Source organism: Hungatella sp. L36 (genome assembly GCF_014288035.1).
Genome location: NZ_JACOPC010000011.1, coordinates 224,284 through 245,641 on the forward strand (window position 1 = coordinate 224,284; position 21,358 = coordinate 245,641).

15 protein-coding genes, 1 tRNA gene and 1 pseudogene are annotated in these 21,358 nt (G+C 50.4%); 6 read left to right on the forward strand and 11 right to left on the reverse strand.

Annotated elements, in window-relative coordinates; translation table 11 throughout:
- Positions 1 to 448: 448 nt before the first annotated feature.
- The 8 genes and pseudogenes from H8S80_RS23345 to addB form a co-directional block, all read right to left on the reverse strand.
- Complete coding sequence (locus H8S80_RS23345) at positions 449 to 685, reverse strand: putative Se/S carrier protein (protein ID WP_117632256.1); 237 nt, start codon at positions 683 to 685, stop codon at positions 449 to 451.
- Between the two features lie 6 nt (positions 686 to 691).
- Positions 692 to 901 carry a sulfurtransferase TusA family protein gene (locus H8S80_RS23350; RefSeq protein ID WP_117632255.1) on the reverse strand — a complete coding sequence of 70 codons (210 nt, stop codon included), beginning with the start codon at positions 899 to 901 and terminating at the stop codon, positions 692 to 694.
- Positions 902 to 996: 95 nt separating this feature from the next.
- A pseudogene (gene yedE / locus H8S80_RS23355) lies at positions 997 to 2,109 on the reverse strand (YedE family putative selenium transporter); the annotation flags it as partial.
- Positions 2,110 to 2,361: 252 nt separating this feature from the next.
- The gene (locus H8S80_RS23360; RefSeq protein WP_117632254.1) at positions 2,362 to 3,267 is read right to left on the reverse strand and encodes a selenium metabolism-associated LysR family transcriptional regulator; all 906 of its coding nucleotides are present in this window, start codon (positions 3,265 to 3,267) and stop codon (positions 2,362 to 2,364) included.
- A gap of 153 nt (positions 3,268 to 3,420) precedes the next feature.
- On the reverse strand, positions 3,421 to 4,557 hold the full coding sequence (locus tag H8S80_RS23365; protein ID WP_117632253.1) for an aminotransferase class V-fold PLP-dependent enzyme: 1,137 nt from the start codon (positions 4,555 to 4,557) through the stop codon (positions 3,421 to 3,423).
- A 4-nt stretch (positions 4,558 to 4,561) separates the two neighbouring features.
- Entirely contained in the window at positions 4,562 to 5,608 is a 1,047-nt protein-coding gene (gene selD / locus H8S80_RS23370; protein WP_002602672.1) for a selenide, water dikinase SelD, read from the reverse strand.
- Between the two features lie 841 nt (positions 5,609 to 6,449).
- Positions 6,450 to 10,142, reverse strand: coding sequence for a helicase-exonuclease AddAB subunit AddA (gene addA / locus H8S80_RS23380; protein WP_117632252.1), 3,693 nt, complete (start codon positions 10,140 to 10,142; stop codon positions 6,450 to 6,452).
- The gene (addB, locus tag H8S80_RS23385; protein ID WP_117632251.1) at positions 10,132 to 13,590 is read right to left on the reverse strand and encodes a helicase-exonuclease AddAB subunit AddB; all 3,459 of its coding nucleotides are present in this window, start codon (positions 13,588 to 13,590) and stop codon (positions 10,132 to 10,134) included. Before addB ends, addA begins: the two co-directional genes overlap by 11 nt.
- Before the next feature lie 231 nt (positions 13,591 to 13,821).
- Between addB and H8S80_RS23390 the strand changes: the two genes are divergently transcribed.
- Together H8S80_RS23390 and H8S80_RS23395 are read left to right on the forward strand one after the other, a co-directional pair.
- Positions 13,822 to 14,262, forward strand: coding sequence for an FMN-binding protein (locus H8S80_RS23390; protein ID WP_002602667.1), 441 nt, complete (start codon positions 13,822 to 13,824; stop codon positions 14,260 to 14,262).
- Between the two features lie 88 nt (positions 14,263 to 14,350).
- Entirely contained in the window at positions 14,351 to 15,745 is a 1,395-nt protein-coding gene (locus H8S80_RS23395; RefSeq protein WP_117632250.1) for an MATE family efflux transporter, read from the forward strand.
- A 7-nt stretch (positions 15,746 to 15,752) separates the two neighbouring features.
- Here the strand turns inward: H8S80_RS23395 and H8S80_RS23400 are convergent, their stop codons facing one another.
- A complete protein-coding gene (locus H8S80_RS23400) occupies positions 15,753 to 16,625 on the reverse strand; it encodes a YitT family protein (protein WP_110322515.1) in 873 nt (290 codons plus the stop codon).
- Positions 16,626 to 16,766: 141 nt separating this feature from the next.
- On the opposite strand from H8S80_RS23400, the gene H8S80_RS23405 reads away from it, so the two are divergent.
- A tRNA-Val gene (locus H8S80_RS23405) sits at positions 16,767 to 16,839 on the forward strand.
- A 117-nt stretch (positions 16,840 to 16,956) separates the two neighbouring features.
- Complete coding sequence (locus H8S80_RS23410; RefSeq protein WP_117632249.1) at positions 16,957 to 17,250, forward strand: hypothetical protein; 294 nt, start codon at positions 16,957 to 16,959, stop codon at positions 17,248 to 17,250.
- 8 nt (positions 17,251 to 17,258) lie between these two features.
- On the opposite strand, the gene H8S80_RS23415 is transcribed toward H8S80_RS23410, so the two are convergent.
- On the reverse strand, positions 17,259 to 18,224 hold the full coding sequence (locus H8S80_RS23415; protein WP_117632248.1) for a helix-turn-helix transcriptional regulator: 966 nt from the start codon (positions 18,222 to 18,224) through the stop codon (positions 17,259 to 17,261).
- Positions 18,225 to 18,845: 621 nt separating this feature from the next.
- Here H8S80_RS23415 and H8S80_RS23420 point away from each other — a divergent pair.
- Positions 18,846 to 20,255: a spore germination protein gene (locus tag H8S80_RS23420; RefSeq protein ID WP_002602662.1), complete on the forward strand. Its 1,410-nt coding sequence runs from the start codon at positions 18,846 to 18,848 to the stop codon at positions 20,253 to 20,255.
- 55 nt (positions 20,256 to 20,310) lie between these two features.
- Here the strand turns inward: H8S80_RS23420 and H8S80_RS23425 are convergent, their stop codons facing one another.
- Positions 20,311 to 20,637, reverse strand: a complete 327-nt coding sequence (locus H8S80_RS23425) for a cupin domain-containing protein (RefSeq protein ID WP_002602661.1) — start codon at positions 20,635 to 20,637, stop codon at positions 20,311 to 20,313.
- Positions 20,638 to 20,881: 244 nt separating this feature from the next.
- Here H8S80_RS23425 and H8S80_RS23430 point away from each other — a divergent pair, with 244 nt between their 5' ends.
- Complete coding sequence (locus tag H8S80_RS23430) at positions 20,882 to 21,292, forward strand: DUF3842 family protein (RefSeq protein WP_002602660.1); 411 nt, start codon at positions 20,882 to 20,884, stop codon at positions 21,290 to 21,292.
- Positions 21,293 to 21,358: the final 66 nt, after the last annotated feature.

Below are 21,358 nucleotides of genomic sequence, written 5' to 3' on the forward strand. Positions count from 1 at the left end.
GAGTCTACCATATTGTACAACTATTTGTCAATACCATTTTCATTTTTGTGCATTTTTCTTTATTTCTGTCTTTTGGGTGGATATTTTGAATACAATTCGGAAAGGATACTTATAGTTTTTTTCTATAAATCTAAAAAATTATTAGTTAAAAAAAGGCGGTCAGAGATCTGACCGCTGGTATTGCTGTTGGTTGGTTGCTGGTTGCTGGTTGTTGGTTGCTGGTTGTTGGTTGTTTTATGATTTCTGATCTCTACTTTACTGATTTCTGCTTTCTGATTTCTGATTTCTGTTTTCTGCTTTCTGCTTTCTGCTCTCTGCTCTCTGCTCTCTGCTTTCTACTTACTGCTTTCTGCTCTGCTTTCTGCGCTCTGCTTACTGCTTTCAGCTCTCTGCTTACTGCTCTCTGCTTTCCGCATCAAACCGCCTCATTTGCTTCCATCGAATCGAATCAGATCAGATACACACCAACCGCCTCATAATGCATATCATTTTGCTTCATATATTTTAAAATCATTTCCTCCAGCTCTGCGGCGGCACAGTAGGCCAATCCGCATCCGGAGGAAATCTGGCGCGGGACCGGAATAAGACGGCCCGGGATTCCGCCGTTTAAACAGGCTTTCTCCATCGCAATCGCTTCCGCCGTTGTGTGGAAAGTCACGATCACTTTATTTTCCTTTTGCCTCATTAATTTCTATCCTTCTATCGTCAGTTCGAAATCCGAACCAGTCTCTTTTACCAGCACGGTAAGTCCTCTGCTCTTAACAAACTTCTCTACATTCGTTCTGGAATGCGGTTCGCTCACCAGAACTTTCAATTTCTCTCCCGGATGGGATTTCAATGCATCCGACACCAGCATTAACGGTTCCGGACACGATAAGCCTCTTGCATCTACTTCGTACATGTGGGTTTCCTCCTGATCTGTTCTCTGCACTTTCTGATCTCCGATCTCCAATCTCTGACCTTTGATCTCTGACCTTTGATCTTTGATCTCTGATCTCTGATTTCTGTTCTTCTATTTTTCTCCCGCTGAATTCCCGGAAGAAAACCAATCACAAACAGCACCGCGATACAGAGGATAACCGCTGCTTTTCCAGCCATTCCCGGGCCTCCGGCTACCGCTGGTGAAGCGTCCGTCGCTGCCGCTGCTGCCGCGCCGGCAAGTCCAAAGTTATGACAGAGAGCCGCGCCTATGAACATTCCCAGGAAGGTAACAGCGGAATCGGAAGATCCCTGTCCCGCCAGCACCAGCTGTCTGAGGGGACACCCGCCTGCAAGGACGGCTGCAAATCCAACCACATACATACCGAGTATATTCCACAAATGCTGTGCATGGGCTACCGGCTGACCGTCAAAGGAAAGCTTAAACCCTCCGGTTGCAATATTAAAGATAAGCATTACTACGAAAAATGCTCCGATGATCGTAATCAAATCAAAGTTTTTCATTAAAATCACATCTCGAAAGCTTCCGGCAAAGCAGGTCCGGCATTTCTGTGAGACCGCTCCGAATACCAGCCCTCCCACGAGTGCAATGAGAACCGGCGCGTGCATACTTCCCGGCCCCTTCTCGCTGACTGCCATCAGAGTCGTCGTCACGCTCAAGATCAGTACGATAACCAAAAGGACCGGCAGAACGTATCCGCTGACGCTTCTTGATTCATAAGATCTTCCAAGACTGAAGCCCTTCTTAAGTGCGGCTGTTCCGGTAAAAACGCCGCCCACAAAGCCAACCAGAGCCACGTAGGCGTTCAAATCGCCTGCCGACATACGGATCAGCATACGCAGCGGACATCCCAGAAATACTAGGGCGCCGATCATCATGATCATCCCCAGCACAAACCGTATCATCGGTGAAGAGCCTGCCGTGGAGCGGTATTCTTTTGTGATCAGAGATATCAAGAACGCTCCCACCACAATTCCGACGATCTCAGGCCGCACATACTGCACCACCGCCGCCTGGTGTAATTTCATGGCCCCCGCCGTATCACGGATAAAGCAGGCGATGCAGATCGCCATATTCTTCGGGTTTCCGAAGAAGGCCAGAGCCGCCGCAACGATACCCAGTACTACCCCTGATAACGCCAGTGTTTTTTTTGATTCCGTCAAATTCATGTTGTCCCCCTTTTCTTCACTGTAACAATTCCGAACGGCTTATCTTCTTGAAGGATACAGCCATTCAAGAAACACCGGATATTCATCCGATGTGAAAATTGGTGCAAAGACGGTCTTATGAGCAAGCTCAACGTCCGCTTTTGCGCCAATTTTCCCGCCGCTCTGAATTGTTACGTAAATTTTATGAAATCAGTGTAGCAAAGAAAGGGACCTCTGTCTAATTGATAATCGTATTACGCTTATAGATTTTATCTATAAGTAAGCATACAGTTCCCTAACAAACTGTATGAACAGCCGGGCCGCCTTGCCAGGCTTATTGCTCTTACTCCAGACCATGTAAAGTTTTCGGTAAATATCGCCCTCTGCCAGAGGAAAACGCAGAAGCTGCCCCTGAGCCACATAATCTTCCACCGCGGCACTGGAGATAATGGCAATTCCCATGGCGGTGCTGACCGATTTTTTGATGGTCTCCTGATTGCTTATTGTAGCTACCACGTTCATACGTTTTAAATCTACGCCGTGTTCCTTCAAATACTGTTCCGTTTCCTTTCGCGTTCCGGATCCGTCCTCCCGGACAATCCATTTCTCCTCATAGAAACGTTCCATGGGAAAGCCGGTCTTCTCATATTCCCGGTATGTCTCCACATTTGGTGTAATTACCACGAGGCGGTCGTAGTAAAACGGCTCAAACACACAGGTCGGATCCTCCAGCCGCGTACCGGTAAAGCCGATCTCCACCTTCCCATCCAACACCATGCGCACTACTTCCAGGCTGTCCGCCTCCATTAATTCCAGCTGATTACCGGGATACGTCCTGGAAAACAGAGAAAGGATCTGGGGAAGAATATACTGCCCTGGAACAGTGGAAGCTCCCACCGTTATCTTTTGAACGCCCGGCGTATCGGTCCTCGTAAAATCGCGGAGAATATTTTTCTCCAGCTGCAGCATTTTTCTGGCATTGTCGTACAGGAGTTCCCCGGACGGTGATAATTCCACGTCCTTCGTCGTGCGGATAAACAGCCTGGCCCCCAGCTCCTTTTCCAGCGAATGGATATGGGCACTGACCGTAGGCTGGGTCAGATACAGTTTCTTGGCGGCCTGAGAAAAGTTTTTCACCTCTGCCACGCAGACAAAGGCCTCCAGTTGTTTCAGATTCATAGACATTTCCCCCTGTCAGAAGCCGGAATTCCAGTAGTCCGTACTAGTGCCGCCCGGCGTAAATACACCATGCATAGCACCTGCTCTCTACGCCAGTTGCACACCTGACGCAGATATCAGGCACTATATAAGGCGTATTTAAGCCGGGAGGCACTAGAGCGTGTTTGCAATTTCATGTACCGCGCGGACGGCCTCGTCGATCTCGGCTTCCGTATTAAAGTGTGACATGGAAAAACGGACGGCTCCGGTGCTCTCCGTCCCCAGCGCCCGATGCATCAGAGGCGCACAGTGGGCGCCTGCCCTGGTATAGATCTCGTAGTGATACGCCAGCTCGTCCGCCACCTCACCGGAATCGTAATCCCGGATATTCAGTGACACGATAGGCGCCCTCTGCCCCGTAAAATCGCCATAAATGGTCACTCCCGGAATGGTTCTCACCCCATCGTAAAACTGCCTCATCAGAGATAGCTCTCTTTCCTTGATCTGCTCCATGCCAGTTTCCTGAATATAGCGTAAAGCCGCGTAAAGTCCGGCAATTCCGTGACCGTTTAAAGTTCCGGCCTCCAAAGCAGTCGGCATATCCTCCGGATGGGACTTTGAATAGCTGTGGACTCCGCTTCCACCCACAATGAGAGGTCTCACAGCAACACCCTGGCGCACGCAGATTCCTCCCGTTCCCTGAGGGCCGAGCAGGCCTTTGTGCCCGGTGAAGCAGAGAACATCAATTCCCATTTCTTCCATATTAATGTCGAACACGCCTGCGGTCTGGGAAGCATCTACAACGAAAAGCAGGCCTTTCTTTCTGCAGAAGCGCCCAATCCGTCCGATATCCACCATATTTCCGGTGAGGTTGGAGGCATGGGTACAGATAATTCCTTTCGTATTGGGTCTGATTGCCTTTTCAATATCCTCGTAGCAGATGCAGCCATTTTGATCAGCGGGAAGAATCGTCAGCTCCAGTCCGGCTTCTTCCAGAAGATAGAGCGGACGCAGAACGGAGTTATGTTCCAGCATTGTGGTGATTACGTGATCTCCCGGTCCGAACAGGCCGAAGACTGCCATATTCAGGCTTTCGGTGGAATTGGCCGTAAACGCCACCCGGGATGGGTCTCCCGCATGGAACAGCTCCGCCAGCAGCTCTCTGGCAGAATAGATCTGCCTGGACGCATCCAGGGATGCGCCGTGAGCTCCTCTGCCGGAGTTTCCCATATGGTACATGGCCTCCTGTACCGCCTGATACACCGCCTCCGGCTTTTGGTACGAGGTGGCGGCATTATCGAGATAGATCATAATCTCACCTCAGTTTCACGAATTTATCTTCCAGTTCCTTCACACAGCCAATCACCGCAAACGCAGTCTCCAAACCGGCTTCCCGCAGCCCGGCCGTTATCTTTTCTCCATCCTCCGGTGTGACGCTGACTAAAAGTCCCCCCGAGGTCTGAGGATCACAGAAAATATCACACAGAAACTCCTCTGTATCCCCGAAATCAACCTTATTCTCAACAAACGAACGGTTTCTGTAAGCTCCCGCCGGAATCAGCCCCATCTTTGCCAGATCCGGAGCTTCCTTCTGAAGCGGTAAATCCGACATATGGATTTCCAGAGTCACACCGCTTCCTTCCGCCATCTCGACGCTGTGACCTGCTAAGCCGAACCCGGTCACATCGGTACAGCTGTGCACGTCAAACTGTTCGATCACGCGCTTGGCCGTCTTGTTTAAGGAGGTCATAACCCGGATCACCTCCGCCTTCGCCTCCTCGGAAGCCATATCCGCCTTCACCGCCGTATTGACGATACCTGTTCCCAGTGGTTTCGTCAGAATCAGCACATCGCCTGGTCTTGCGCCGCAGTTTTTAAAAATTCTGTCCGGATGGACGAATCCCGTCACACTTAAGCCGTACTTCGGCTCATCATCCTGAACGGAATGGCCGCCTGCCAGGACCGCTCCCGCTTCCGCGACCTTTGAGGCTCCGCCCTCCAGAATCTTACCGAGAAATGCCGGATTGACGCAGTTGGGCCAGGCCACGATATTGAGCGCCACCTTCGGTTCTCCGCCCATGGCATAAATATCGCTTAATGCGTTGGCCGCCGCTACCTGGCCGAACGTATAGGGGTCGTCCACCACCGGTGTGAAGAAATCCAGCGTCTGTATGAACGCCAGTTCATCGTTCACCCGGTATACGGCTCCATCGTCGGAGGTCTCGATTCCCACCAGCAGATTCGGATCCTCAGCCTTTGGAAGATTCTCCAGTACCCCCGCCAGAGTCCCCGGACCAATCTTGGCAGCACAGCCCGCTGTCTTTGTCATTTGTGTCAGCCTTACTTCGTTGTCTGGTATCATGTTTTCCCCGCTCCCTTATTTATAGATTTTATCTATTATCATTGTAGCACATAAAAATATTTTAGCAACACTAATTCTTTTTTAGTTCGGAATCCAAATTCCGGTGTTATATGCTCTAAGCAACTTCTTAATCATATTTTTCTCATGGTTAGTGAGGTGCTTGTTTAGAGCATATTTCATTTCAGGAGGACGCGAACATGACTGAGTCACGAATGGCGGCAGGCCAAAATGAAACAGGCGCGCCGCCTGAACAATAATCGCAACCGCCGGGAATATCAGTTATTCTCCTCGGCGCTGGCAACAAGCCTGTCAAAGTCGCTTTGATACAAACGATCTTGAATGACTCTGTATTGTTCAAATTCGCTCTCTGCTAAGGCTTTTGCAATAGTTGCAGTCACTTTGCCTTTGCTTTGGCGGAGTTGATGCGATAACCAACAGCGATAATGGCAGACAAAAAATAGAACTTGTATTGATAAGTTTTGCCGTTATCCGCAACTTGTGCATAATTTGCACAAGTTGAATCCTCAGACAGTTCGCAACTCTCATAAATATTTTTGAGGTGCTTTATAACAACACTTCTGTCTACATCGAAAAGCTGACCAATCGCCTTTTGTGTCAGCCAAACATCGTGATCTTAGACACGAACTTCAATTCCGTCCTCATGGGCATCTTTCGTAAACACAAGGGAATCTACAGTACTATTTCGGATTTGCAATTTGTTGTTCTTACTTTCAGCCACTAGATATCACCATCCAATCACTCATTGTCAGAATTATTGTTCTTTGTCCTGCTCTTATAACGTCCAGCCTGCAGCTCCCGTTTGATTTTCATACACTGTCTCCTACTCAAGCACAATCTCCACCTGCAGCGTCAGCGAATAAATAATCTTCTCCGTCACCTTTTTCCCCGTCATCTGTTCCAGCGCACGCTTATAGTACTCCAGCTGGATCCCGTACCGCTCTGTCAGCAGGGATTCGCGGCCTCTCACCACGTGGTCGGTCTTGTAATCGATCAGGACGAGGCCATCTTCCTCTTCCATATATGCATCGATAATTCCCTGAATCAGGACGAGCTCATCGGAACTGCAGACCTCCATCTCGCGGGCCGGAATTCCGATGACGAATTGCTGTTCCTTGTAAAGGAGGCCTTTGGCCTGCGCGGCACTCATGCGCCGGCCAAGGGGGGAGCTTAAGAAATTCCATAAAATTCCGGCATCCAGAAGGGACAGGCTCACTTCGTCCATGTACTTCTCCCTGCGGAATGTATCCAGTGCCATCTCCACATCGGAAATGGTTTTCATACCGGGGAAATTTAACAGTTCCAGTGCACGGTGATAGGCGGTTCCGCGGAATGCGCCGCCGCCCTGATCCTTTTTCCCGCTTTCTTCCAGCAGAAAGGCCGGAATCGTAGGCAGGAAGGTGCTCTCCTCGTCATCGATCAGCTGGCCCTGTTTCTTAAGCTCCGATACGGAAAGCTTCGTGTGGAGGCCGATGTCTGCGGTATGGGGATAACGGTATGCAAAGGCCGCGGATATGCCTGCGGCATACGCTTCATCGTAAATACGGGCGCAGTCAAAGTTTAGCAGTTCTTCCTTAGACAGCTTCTTTTCCGCCTGATGTTCGATCTCCACGCCTACCAGATCGGCCACGGAATAAGACCTTACCGTCATCAGGCCTGTTTCCGCTCCCGCGTCCGACAGAAGCGCCGACTCCGACAGTTTTCCGGAAAGGCTCATGAGCAGCCAGTCCAAAAACGAATCCGCCGTTGACAGGATGGTAAACGGAATCTGCCCGGCCGTTCTCTTAATATCGGAAAAACGCTCCAGTTTCTTATCCAGATAGCGGTCCGTGCCCGTCATAATCAGCTTTTCCTTCGCTCTGGTCATAGCCACGTAGAGAACACGCAGTTCTTCTCCCAATGCTTCCAGCTCCAGGCGCCGCCGAAGGACATTCTTCTTTAATGTCGGTGTCTTGACTCGCAGCTCTAAGTCCAGATAATCCGTGGCAATTCCCAGATCCGGGTCAATGAGGATCTTTCCATATAAATCCTGTTTATTAAACTTCTTGCCCATGCCCGCCAGAAAGACTACCGGAAATTCCAGTCCCTTGCTCTTATGAATGCTCAAAATCCGCACGGTATTCTCGTCTCCGGCCAGGGCGGCTTCCCCGAAGTCCGTGTCATATTTTTTTAAGTTCTCGATATAGCGGATAAAATGAAACAGCCCGGAATAGCTGGTCTTTTCATAGGCTGACGCCTTTTCCACCAGCATGTCCAAATTCGCCTGTCTCGCCTCTCCCGCTGGCATGGCCGCGATATAATCGTAATATCCGGTATTTTCATAGATGATATACAGAAGCTCATGGATGGACAGATAGCCGGCTATGCGGCGGTACTCTGCCAGTTCATCGGAAAACGCCGCGAGCTTTCCGTAAAGCGCTCCCTCCCGTTCATCCTCCGGACTGTTTTCCAGATAATACATCCACGCCCCGTAGATTCCCCTGTCCTGTCCCTTTTTCGCCGTTCTCTTGAACACGGCCATAAGGCGGGCCAATTCTTCGTCCGTGGCTCCCACGATGGGGGACTTTAAGACCGCAGCCAGCGGAATATCCTGCATCGGATTATCGATGATGCTTAAGAAGCACAGCACCGTTTCGACCTCAATTGCCGTAAAGTAGCCGGTTCTCCGCTCCGCATAGGCCGGTATTCCCTCATTCATTAAGATGTTGACGAAATCCTCAGCAAATCCGCTTAAGCTGCGCAGAAGGATAACCATATCGCCATAACAGGCGGTCCTGTAGCGCTTTTCCTTCTTATCCCAGACCTTTAACCCGGTCTCAGGATTTATCAGTTCCTTCATCCGGGCAGCGATCAGCTTGGCCTCCATCTCGTGGGCCGTATAATCGTCCGCAGGATCCGCCTCCAGCTGTTTTAACAGTCCGCCTCCCGTGTTGACCATATGAAGTTCCAGTTTTCCTCCAACCATCTCTTCCGTCGGTTCAAATACCGCGCCGGGATGGAGAGCCGCGTCTTCCGTATAGAGAATTCCGCCCAGACCTTTCGTCATGATCTGATAGAATACCTCATTAATGCCGGAAAGCACACTGTCCCGGCTTCGGAAATTCTGGTGCAGCTCAATCGTCTGATACAGGCCGTCCTCTCTGGGATAAGATTCGTATTTCTTTAAAAACAGTTCCGGCCTTGCCAGACGGAATTTGTAGATACTCTGTTTCACGTCGCCCACCATAAACACGTTGGGCGTCCCGAACCGTTCCCTGGAAATGGCGTGGATCAGCGCCTCCTGCACGTCGTTGCTGTCCTGGTACTCATCCACCAGGATTTCTTCAAACTGGCGGCTCAGCTCGTCGGCGGCGGCAGACGGGGTTCGTTCTCCCTCGTCCGTCTCTTCCAGAAGCACCTCCAGCGCATAATGCTCCAGATCCCCGAAATCCACCAGGTTCTTTTCCTGCTTGGCTTCCTGGTAACGGTCGTGAAATTCTCCGGCCAGTCTCAGCAGCATCCGCACCGCACCCGCGGTACCCCTTAAGTCACGCACCACGGTCTCAATGGATTCAAAGCAGTATAAATCACGGAGTTTTCCGACCGCCTTCTTTACCCGGTCCCTGCATCCGGTCACAAACGATTTCTTATCCGCGTCGATCTCCTTGCTCCGGATGGAGGCCAGGCGGTCGAAGGAGGCGCTGCCTAACAGTTCATTAAGGCAGCCGTAATCCTTTGCGTTCCCGATCGCCTGCAGCATGCGCAAATCCGATGTCAGCATGGGGATATAGGCCGCAGGCCCGTTTTCCTCGTCACAGACGGCAAGCGCCTCCTTCAGCTGGGCGCAGAATTCCCCTGTCTGCATGGCGACATCCCACATCAGGAAGCGCATCCACTCCGTCTCCATAAGCCTGTCGTCGCTTCCCTCCTCGTAGTCCTCCAGTTCCTTTTCGCAGGCCTCCAGCCATTTTTCCGGCCACGGATTGCTTCCGGAAAAGTTGTAGACAGCCATAATATGATCCTCGATGCCCCGGTCCGATTTGCCGGTGGCATACGTCTCCACAAACCGGGAAAATTCCTCATCCCCGGCCTCATAGTAGTCCTCCAGCAGCTGTTCCATCACGGAGCCGCGAAGCAGGAGGAGTTCCCCTTCATCCCCCACACGAAAAGCCGGATCGATGTCCAGCTGGTTATAGTGCTCCCGGATGATTCCCAGACAGAAGCTGTCAATGGTCGTAATCCGGGCGTAGGGAATCATGGCCGCCTGCATCTGCAGATGACCGTTTTCAGGGTCCTCCTTCAATTTTTCATCGACGGCCAGAAGTACGCGCTCCCGCATCTCATCCGCCGCCGCCTTCGTAAATGTCATAACCAGAAGCTGATCGATGTCCAGGGGATTCTCTCCCTCTGTGATCATGCGGATAATCCGCTCCACCAGAACCGCTGTCTTTCCGCTGCCCGCTGCCGCGGAAACGAGAAGATTGCGGTTTCTGCTTTCAATGACCGCCTTCTGTTCTTTTGTCCAGTTAATCGCCATCCTGCTGCTCTCCTTCTATCTCCGGCCATATTTCTTCTGATTTCAGTGGTTTGAATTTGCGGAAGCCAAACCCGGAGGTTTTTAAATCGAAGCCGCACACCGCATGGTACGGGCAGTAGTCGCAGGCCGTCTTATTTCCCTGCTTGTACGGGTTCACCGCCACGGCCCCTTCCAGGATCTCGCGTCCCTCGGTCTTCAGCTTCTCATTGACATAGCGTTTTAAGGCCGAGAACCGGTTTCCTCCCGCTACGGATGACTTCGCCTCCTGGATCAGGCCGTTCTTCATCGCCACCGGGATGACATCGGATTCCGTCTCAATCTCGTGGTCCAGATGGCTGATGACCTCCAGCTCGCTGTTTACCAGACCGTTCATGCGCAGTTCCTTTAGAATCCGCCTGTCGATGGCCTCCGGGGTCATGTCTCCTTCCCGGTCGATCACCGGGTCGTTGATATTATAATAGAAAATACCGGCCGGGATCACAGCCTTGTCCGGATTGCGGCGTTCCTCCATCTCCATGGCCGCGTCCATATAGACCACCAGCTGCAGCTGCAGACCGTAATAAAGCGCAGTCAGATCGAAGGAAGTCCCGCCGGATTTATAATCGATGATCTTCACATAGACGTGTTCCTCATCCTCGCACAAGTCCATACGGTCGATACGGCCCCTCAAATGAAGCGCCTCCTCCTCGGAGAGAGCGATTTTCATGGCCTTCAGATTATCGGCGGCTGAGAAGGACACCTCGAATCCTACCGGCGTGAAATCGCCTTTCTTCAGCTGCTCCGCCAGCGCCCATATGGTACGGTCCGTGATCTTCTCCACCTTGCGGGCCAGATAGGCATTTCTGGCAGAGCTCTTTAAGATCGTATTCCCATATTCCTCAGTCACCTCGGTCACGGCGGTATGCACCAGAGCCTTTCTCTCGTCTTCCCCGATCGTCTTCCAGTCGCCTCCCTGTTCCTTCATCTTCTTAAAACAGAGGTCGATGGAATCGTGAAACAGATTACCGATGTCCATAGCCGCCAGCTCATACTGCTGGCGCTCTGCCAGCTCCAGACCGTAATTCAGGAAGTGGGCATAGGCACAGGACGCGTACTGTTCCAGCCTCGTGACACTGCCGCCCAGCACCGTGCCGTACAGCGCCTTCGCCGCCATTTTCCCGATTCCACGCTCCTCATAGGCGTAAAATGCCGCATCTACCAGTCTTTTTACGTTCTCTCTCTGCTCCTCATCCATCATAAAATGGCGGAACAGCTCCAAGAATTCCGAATCCTCCCGGGTCATCTCGAAGTTCCGAAGGCCGTGGGTCAACCGTCCCCTGGCTTCCCGGATGGAGAGCGGCACGCCGGCCGCTTCATCCGATGCGGCCACAACGGTCAGCTGCGGAAACAGCTTTCTTAACTCTCCCAGCAATATCGATGGCCGCAGGCTCTTTCCCGACGCATCCATGGCCGAGAAGGAGAGATAAAGCCGTTCCGCCGGCTTCGTTAAAGCGAGATACAGATAGAACCGCTGACGGAAGCTCTCCACACGTACGGTGGGCGCCAGCTCAATGTGATGGCTGCCTAAAAATTCCCGTTCCTTATCCGTAAACAGGCTGCTGTTTTCCTTCTTCTGCGGCACGATTCCATCGTTTACACCGATAAAAAACAGAATCTTGATATGGTCGAGACGCGTTCTCGTAATATCGCCCACCACGATCCGGTCCACGGCCGCCGGGATCAGGCCTACCTTGATTTCGGAAAAACCCGCGTCCAGAATCTCCGCGTACTCCCTGCGGCTCACCTTCTCGTCCCCTAAGAGCCTGGCGAGACGGTCCATCAGATCGACGACGAGGCCGTACACCTGACCGTATTCTTTGGCAAGCCCAAATTCTCCCTGTTCCCGAAATGAGGCCTCTCTGGCCAGCATCTTCTCCTCCACTGAGAGCGCCTCCAGAAGCCGGACCACGGCCTCCGTCATGGTGCGCACCGTCCTTCCCTCTTCCCGGAACGCCTCGATAAACGCCGTGAGAGGCGCCATAATCTCTTCCCGGAGCTGGTTTAACTCCTCTAAATTTAAGTCCCTGCCGCCGCGGTACCAGCCCTCCCAGGTGGTATTCCACCGCTTTAATCCCCGGATTCCCATGGCGATCACGTAGTTCTCCAGGCGGTCCAGCCTGCGCTCATCCTCCGGCTTCGTCACAAGGCCGGTTCTTAAGTAGCGGAACACGGTTTCGTAGGAAAAATCCTTCTGAATCGTCTCCAGCGCCGCGCGCACCAGCTCGACCATGGGATTTTTCAGGATGCTCTTTTTGTCATCCAGGAAGTACGGAATCTCCGACGCATCAAACTGATGGATCAGCTCTCCTGCAAAGCTTCCGATGTCACCGGTGATAACGGCCATGTCACGGTACCGGTATCCCTCGCGCAGCAGTTTTCCGATCTGACGAACCACGTGGGAGATCTCCCCGGCTGGATTCACCGCCTGCACCAGGCGGATCTCCTCCGCTTTGCCGGAATACACACGGCCGCTGTAGCGGTATAAGTTCTGCTCCAGAAAATCAAGCGCCGAATGGGACGGCGTGTCTGCTGCCGGCTGCTCCATCTGCTGCTTTACTCCGCTGCGGTACCGGACAGCCGGATGGTCGTCGAGAACGATATCCGGTTCCCGCTTTACGTGATTCTGGCGGGCCAGTGCGTTTAACTTATCCATCATCTCACTGCTCATGTGAAATAAGTCCTGCACGCCCCTCTTCCCCCCCTCCGCCACGGATGGATCGATGGTCACAGTCACGATCACCCGGCGGCTGTAACGGAGAAAAAGGTCCAGCAGGCGGTACTGGACCGGAGTAAAGCCCGTGTAGCCGTCCAGAGTGATCACACTATCTTTGATCAGCCTCGATTCCGGCAGGTGCTTACAAAGCACATCCAGAATCTCCTCCGTCGTGATATAGCGGTCCTTGATATACTCCTTAAACGCCTTGTAAATGACGGAAATATCCTCCAGCTTCTGGCGGAGCATGGGGCTGGTGGTCTCCGGGATCTTCGCGTCCAGCATTTCCGGCGTAATGCCGTACTGGTAAAGCTCTGAAAGCATGGATTTTAACTGGCCGATAAAGCCGTTCTGATTCAGATGGGACTGGTACAGAGGCAGTTCCTTCTGTTTACCTCCTGTCACCTTTCTCAGAATCATGGATTTTCCCATATCGTCCAGGACGTCCGGGTTTACGATGGCAAGCTCCTCGAAAACTCGGTACGCCAGACGCTGGAAGCTGACAATATCAATATTCATCACGCCGTGGTTCGGATGCAGCGTCACAATCTCCTTCTGTGTCTGCATGGTAAACTGCTCCGGGACAATGGCAAAATACTTCGTGTCCGGATTCTCAATGGAATCCCTGATTAAATCGGTATACAGGCGGTGTGTCTTTCCGGAACCGGAACCGCCTGTTAATAACTGTATGGACATATCTTTCGTGTTGCTCCTTCCCTCTCAAGCCCTTCACATTTTAATGGCTATCCAACTATATTTTACTATATTTTGATGTACAAGTCCATTGTTTTAAGAACAACAGTTCTCCTCGCAAACAAAATACGGCCCTTTCTCTTTTTAAATGCAGGTGCTCCTGCCGTCTATTCATAAACCGCCCTCAAGCAGAATACACTATATCAAAACCCGTTCGGAGGACCTTATTTTAATATGAGCTCTAAAACAAAAATTGTAGTACTGCGGATGAAAGAAATCATCTACACCGCCATCTTTGTCGGCCTCGGAATACTGTTAATCACCCTGTTTCTCATCATGTTCCGGCCGAAAAAAGATACCGTTCCCACTTCCGGAGAAGTGGCCACCTATGTGCCCGGAGTTTACTCTTCCGCGATCACGCTGAATAACCAGGATGTCAACGTACAGGTAACCGTGGATGCGGATAAAATTACATCGGTCACCCTCGTTCCCTTAAGCGAAGCGGTCACCACCATGTATCCGCTGATGCAGCCGGCCATGGACACTCTCTCGGAGCAGATTGTAAAAAATCAGTCCACCAAAAACATCTCCTACTCCGATGAGACACGCTACACATCCACCGTCCTCTTAAAAGCAGTCGACACGGCGCTGACCAAAGCCGAAATTGCAAAATAAGAATATGGTATGGGGATTGTGTTTTCTCTTTTCTCCCTGTATAATGAGATCAGAATACATAATTATTTTACAGTAAGAGGAACGGGATATGAGTCAGAAAAGCAGGACACAGAGTGTCATGGGGCAGAATCAAATTACAGAAGGAGTGATCTGGAAACAGCTTCTTCTGTTTTTCTTTCCAATTTTATTTGGAACATTTTTCCAGCAGCTCTATAACACCGCCGATGCCGTGATTGTAGGGCGGTTCGTTGGAAAGGAAGCGCTGGCAGCCGTAGGAGGTCCTACGGGAACCCTGATCAATCTTCTTGTGGGGTTCTTCGTAGGACTTTCTTCCGGTGCCACCGTAATTATCTCCCAGTTTTACGGTGCGAAACAGCCGGACCGGGTGAGCAGGGCGGTACATACGTCGATTGCATTTTCCATCGTGGGAGGCATTGTCCTCATGGTCATCGGTGTGGCAGGCGCGCCGTGGGCCTTATCCGCCATGGGAACACCGGATGATATATTAAATCACGCGGTTTTGTATATGCGAATCTATTTTCTGGGAGTCATCGGCAACCTGATCTATAACATGGGAGCCGGTATCCTGCGGGCGATCGGGGACTCGAAACGACCGCTGTACTTCCTGATTGCCAGCTGTTTTACCAACATTGTACTGGATATCGTTTTCGTCGTCTACCTGCATATGGGCGTCATGGGAGCCGCGCTGGCTACCATCATCTCCCAGCTGGTCAGCGCCGTACTGGTCATCATCGTGCTGATGAAGACAAAGGAGTCGTACCATCTGATCCCCCGGTCTATTCGGCTGGATCTGGACATGCTGAAGCGGATTATCCAGATCGGATTCCCCGCGGGTCTTCAGTCCGTCATGTACTCCGCCTCCAACGTGATTATCCAGTCCAGCGTCAATGCGCTCGGAACCGATACCATTGCTGCCTGGACCGCATACGGAAAGATCGACAGCGTGTTCTGGATGATCATCAACGCCTTCGGCATCTCCGTTACCACATTCGTTGGACAGAACTACGGCGCCGGGAAAAAGGACAGGGTTCACAAGGGGGTTCGCGTGTGTCTGGCCATGAGCTTTGCCGCCACCTTCCTGTTAAGCGTCCTGCTCTACTGGGGCGGCAGCTATATCTATCTGCTGTTTACCACGGACGCGGCGGTTATCGAAAAAGGAACCGAGATCTTGCAGTATCTGGTTCCGACCTTCTTCACCTACGTCTGCATCGAGATTTATTCCGGTTCTCTGCGAGGCGTCGGCGACTGCTGGATTCCCATGATTATCACCTGTCTGGGCGTCTGTGCACTCCGTGTCGTCTGGATCTGGGCTGCAGTACCGCTCCGTCCGACGATTCAGACCGTTATTTTCAGCTACCCGCTGACATGGGTCATCACTTCGATCCTGTTCTTCTTCTATTTTAACTGGTTTTCCAAGCTGAAGAAACACCACTGGTATGGATTTCGCAGGCGGAACCGTTAGGTTCCGCCTACTCCATCGGAGCACGGTAAAAGCCGCCGTAGAACTGCTGGGTCCGGAACATATTGACGATCACATGCTCATCCACCTCATGAAGCAGGGTGATGATATCTGCCACCTCGTAGGAAGACACCACGGTGTGAAGCAGGTACATGTGTTTTTTGCTGTATCCGCCGATGGCATCCACACAGGATATGCCGTGCCGGAAGATCTTTACATAGGCGTCCGTCATCTCCAGGCCTTTGGAGGTCGTAATCTGCAGTGTCACCCGCTCATAGCGGTGATGGAAGGTGGATACGATCATCGTGGACACAAACTGAAACAGAATCGAATATCCCGCGTAATCCCATCCGAAGATAGCTCCGAAGATACATAAAAGCACCACATTTCCCACAAATACAGACGTCCAGATGGAATTTCCCGTCTTATTGGATACGTAGAGGGCGATAAAGTCCGTTCCGCCTGTGGAGGCATTGCCTCTCAGCGCCAGGACGATGCAGAAACCATACAGCACGCCTCCGTAGATCACATTCAGGATCACGTCCTCGAAGATCGGTGAGAAGTGAAAGATTTTCAAAAATAAGCTGGCCAGAAATACCTGGAGCAGTGAGAAAAATGTAAACCGCCGGCTGATACTCTTGCTGCAGGCCCAGGCCACCGGAATATTCAAAATCACCATGGCCAGGGAAGTTGACAGATTGATTCCGAACAGGGACGTCACGCGGTCAATCAGGATCGCTATTCCGGTAAATCCGCCGGACAGCAGCCCAGCCGGCCTTATAAACGCCTGAATAACAAATGTCTGAAGCAGCGCCGAACCGATGACCGCCACTGTCGTCATAAATATCCGAAAACGCCTGTTCTTTCTTAACTTCCTCCACATAGTAAAAAACTCCTCTCCTTAAGTACGCATTAATGCTATTATATGTAAAATTCTCACTTCCATCAATACAAATTAAGACAACTTAAAAAATTTTATTCTAACTATTGATTTTTTTGCTCCTTTCGATTAAAATAGCGATATGGAGATATAGCTCAGCTGGGAGAGCATCTGCTTGACGTGTAGAAGGTCGCAGGTTCGAGCCCTGTTGTCTCCATGGCGAAACCGCCGGGAATCCTTAATCGATTAGGTTCCGGCGGTTTTTTTCAATTTCTGAAGGCACACTGCCATTAGGCTCTGCGAACTTCACTGCAGGCACAATGAGGAGGTACCTATGGAAAGATTTAAGATGGTCGTCACGAAGATTCAGCATGAGACGAAACTGCCCAAAGAAAAATTTGAACAGATGCTGGATTATCTCGATTCCGACGATTACCGGGTTACACACGTTCATCTGGAAGAATATACGATTATCGTTTTAATCGACAATGAAACCTATTTCAAAAAGCCGGAAGACCCTGATCTGAATATTATCTTCTTCATCCAGTTCATCTTTGAAAATCCTGATCTCTTTGCATATGGAAATTCTTTTACGTACGATGGAATCCGTTTTGCCGCGCTGAGGTAGACATGCCTCTACCTTTTCACCGGTCTGATATACTTAAAATACTGTTCCGGATTGAAGTAAAAGTATGTTATTCTGCCCGGTGTGGTATCAAAGCTGTAGCCGGTGCCGGAATAATCAAAGGCAGCCATTGCCGCTTCAATCTTTTCCTCAACACTGCGGTTTTCCTGTTCATAATCGAAGGGGCCGTGTTCAAAGACGACATACTCGGCTTCGGGGACATCAATGAACAGCATCTGCGGCGGTATCTCACCTTTATAATCATAAGGAAGCCGTACGCCGTGACACTCGGTGCGCGGGATTCCCCAGTCGCAGAGTCTGCCTTCCGGGTCGTTAATATAGGCCATGATCTGGCCGCTTCCACAGTTAGGTTCGCTTCCGCCCTCATCGTCTAATTTCCCCTTAATGCTGTCGAGTAAACCGCAAATGGTTTCGTAATCCTGGCCCGGAATCTGATTCTGTTTCTGCCAGAAATCCCAGTACCCATTACTCTCATAATTTTTAATGTGCAGAAATTTGTGTGCGGGTATGGTTACAAAATAAATTTTAATATCATCGGTAGATTTCATCATGCCAATTTCTCCTAATCCTAATAAGTAGCGGTCGAAAGGGTTTATTTTTGTACGCAGAACAACTGGCTTCGGGTTTTTGCGGTATTCACTGGGCGTCATGCCATAAGTCCCTTTAAAGGCCCTGGTAAAGGCTTCATTTGACGAAAAGCCATAATCCAGCGCAATATCCAAAAAGCTTTTATCACTGTCCCGGACCTCTTTTAGTGCAAAGGCTAATTTCCTCAGCCTTAAGTAATCCCGAAACTGCATACCCGATATCTCTTTAAATTTTCTCGTCGTATAGAATTCGGAATAACCGAGACTGCGGGAAAGAAAGCTCAGTGTCAAAGCTTCATCGTTATAATTTTTGATGCATTTGTCAATTTCATCGACAAAGATTTGAATCTGTTTCTGCCACTCGTACATTCGTCTGTTCTCCTTGTTTCAACCACCCTACCGTTATTATAAAGCCACGGAGCATTTCATGCTTGATTTTACTTGCTGTGATTCCCTGGTCGCAAACGTTCCAGGGACCAGGAAAGAGTCCGGCAAGCCGGGCTCGCGCGCCGGAGCGCGGTCGCTTCAGCAGCCATATTTTCTTGGCGCACAGTGCACCTCCTGCCCAGAGGGCTTTTTATGTAATAGGAGTACTTTTCTACTACAAAAAAAGAACTGCTTATCCCCCACAGAAAGCAGTTCTTCGTCACGATCTAAAACCGTCACATTATTAAGTTCTTATAATTTTGGCATCCCCATGCCTGAAATCATACACGCAAGGCACCCCTTTGTGCTTCTCACATGGACAATCATAACATCAATAATGGAAAAAGTCAATCATTTTAGTGTATTTCACCAAAAAAGGGTCGGGCTGGAAGAATCATTATCGCAATTTTTTCTACAATGTATGCAAAAACGTCTTTGTCATACGTACATGTTTTCATGAAACATATTTTCATCAAAAATGCGCATACTTTCTATATCGCTAATTCCCTTTCATTGCCGCATAATCCGCGGACTACCAAAACAGTAAAAAAAGGAGACCATAATATGGACTTTTCCAGTAAGCTTTCTGATAACATGTCTTATCTGAAAGAAAAATTGAATGTGGACACGAATTTCGACGTAGTCTACCGAGTCATCCATGTGGGTGGGCGGGAGGCCTGTCTCTATTTTATAGATGGCTTCACCAAGGATGAGGTATGGCTCAAAATACTCCAGGCATTTTCGACGCTGAAGGAAGACTCCATGCCGGAAGACGCTCACGCATTTTCCAAGAAATACCTTCCCTACGGAGAGGTTGGACTGGTAAAGAGTGATTCCGAGATGATCGGCCAGCTCCTCATGGGCGTGTCGTGTCTGTTCATCGACGGGTATGACAGCTGCTTCACCATCGACTGCCGCACCTATCCGGCCCGCGGTGTGTCTGAGCCAGAAAAAGACAAGGTACTTCGCGGTTCCCGTGACGGGTTTGTGGAAACACTTATTTTCAACACGGCCCTGATCCGCCGCCGAATCCGTGATCCAAAGCTCACCATGGAGATCACCAGCGCCGGGGAAAGCTCCCACACGGACATCGCCCTCTGCTACATGCAGGGCCGGATCGATGAAAATCTCCTCGCCATGATCAAAGACAGGATCAACAAGCTGGAGGTCGACGCTTTGACCATGAACCAGGAAAGCCTTGCGGAGTGCCTTTATCCACATAAATGGTACAATCCATTTCCCAAGTTTAAATTTTCCGAGCGTCCCGACACTGCGGCCGCCTCCATCCTGGAGGGAAACATCATCATTCTGGTAGATAACTCGCCTGCCGCCATGATCCTGCCATCGTCAGTCTTCGATATTATTGAAGAAGCCGACGATTACTATTTCCCACCGGTAACGGGATCATACCTGCGCCTTTCGCGTATGGCAATCTCCGTGCTGACGCTTTATTTAACGCCGCTGTGGCTTGTGCTGATGCAGAATCCCAATGTCATCCCTTCCTGGCTGGAATTCATTCAATTGTCAGAACCGCCTCATGTACCGCTCATCTTCCAGCTTCTCATACTGGAATTTGCCATCGATGGTCTGAGGCTGGCCGCTGTCAATACGCCCAGCATGCTGACCACACCGCTCAGTGTTATCGCCGGTATCGTCCTGGGTGAATACTCCGTAAAATCCGGCTGGTTTAACAGTGAAACCATGCTCTATATGGCCTTCGTGACCATTGCCAATTACTCCCAGGCCAGCTTCGAGCTGGGCTACGCATTCAAATTCATGCGAATGATCCTGCTGGTGCTCACTGCCCTCTTTAATTACTGGGGATTTGCCATCGGAGTCATACTATCCGTCTGTGCTGTCGTATTTAACAAGACGATCGCAGGCAAGAGCTATATCTATCCGGTGATACCGTTTAACTGGAGTAAATTAAAGAAACGCTTCTTACGCGGCAGACTGCCTCATAAGGAGAAATAAGGAAGAAGTCCGGGAAATGAAACTGTTTCCCGGGCTTCCCCCTTGTTATGGTTCTTTATTCCACGAAATCTTTTCTCATTGGTGTAAAGATATCCAGCAGCATGGTCTCTTCCAGCGCTACCACACCGTGCACCACATCCGGCTCAACGTAATAGCTGTCTCCTGTTACCAGAACTTTGTCTTCCTTGCCTTCCTCCTGAAATAACAGGGAACCGGATATGATATAGCCAATCTGCTCATGAGGATGGCTGTGTTTTGCACCGATCGCTCCCTTTACAAACTTCAGCTCCACATTCATTAAATTCTCGCTGTAGGCCAGTACCTTCCGCACAACACCGCCGCCTAAGTCTGTAAGCGGAACATTTTTGTTTTCTACATACATGATGTATTCCTCCTGTTTTTTGTAATTGTTGGTCTATGTACATAATAATTGGTTATCAGACTGCCGGATCTGCGATTCCGGAATTTAAATTGGATTTATAATTCCATATTATACTACAAAGTAACCCCTTCCGTAAACAGGGAAAAGGGAGCCACTTCAAAATTCATACCCTTTTCTTGTAAACACGGCAGGAATGTTTTATAATAAATAAGAAAATCATATATCATTGAAAAGGAACCTACAAATGAAAATTATCGTAATCGACGGGCAGGGCGGCAAGATGGGACACGCCGTTATTGTCCAGTTAAAAAAGTCCCATCCGGAACTTGAAATAACCGCAATCGGAACCAACTCCATCGCCACCTCCTCCATGCTGAAAGCCGGTGCGGACGCCGGTGCAACCGGTGAAAATCCCGTGGTCGTGGCCAGCCGCAGCGCAGACATTATTATCGGGCCCATCGGTATCGTAATCCCGAACTCCCTGCTCGGTGAGATCACTCCGGTCATGGCGGAAGCCATCGGCTCCAGCCAGGCTAAGAAAATCCTGATTCCGGTGAACAAATGCAATCACTACGTGGTTGGCTGTGAGGAGCTGCCGCTGAGCGTATACATCGGACAGGTAGTAGCGCAGGTGGAGCTTCTGACGGGAAAATAAGAAGCTCGGCATTTAATTCCTACAAACGGCGGCGGCCTGGCAGATCATAACATCTGCCAGGCCGCC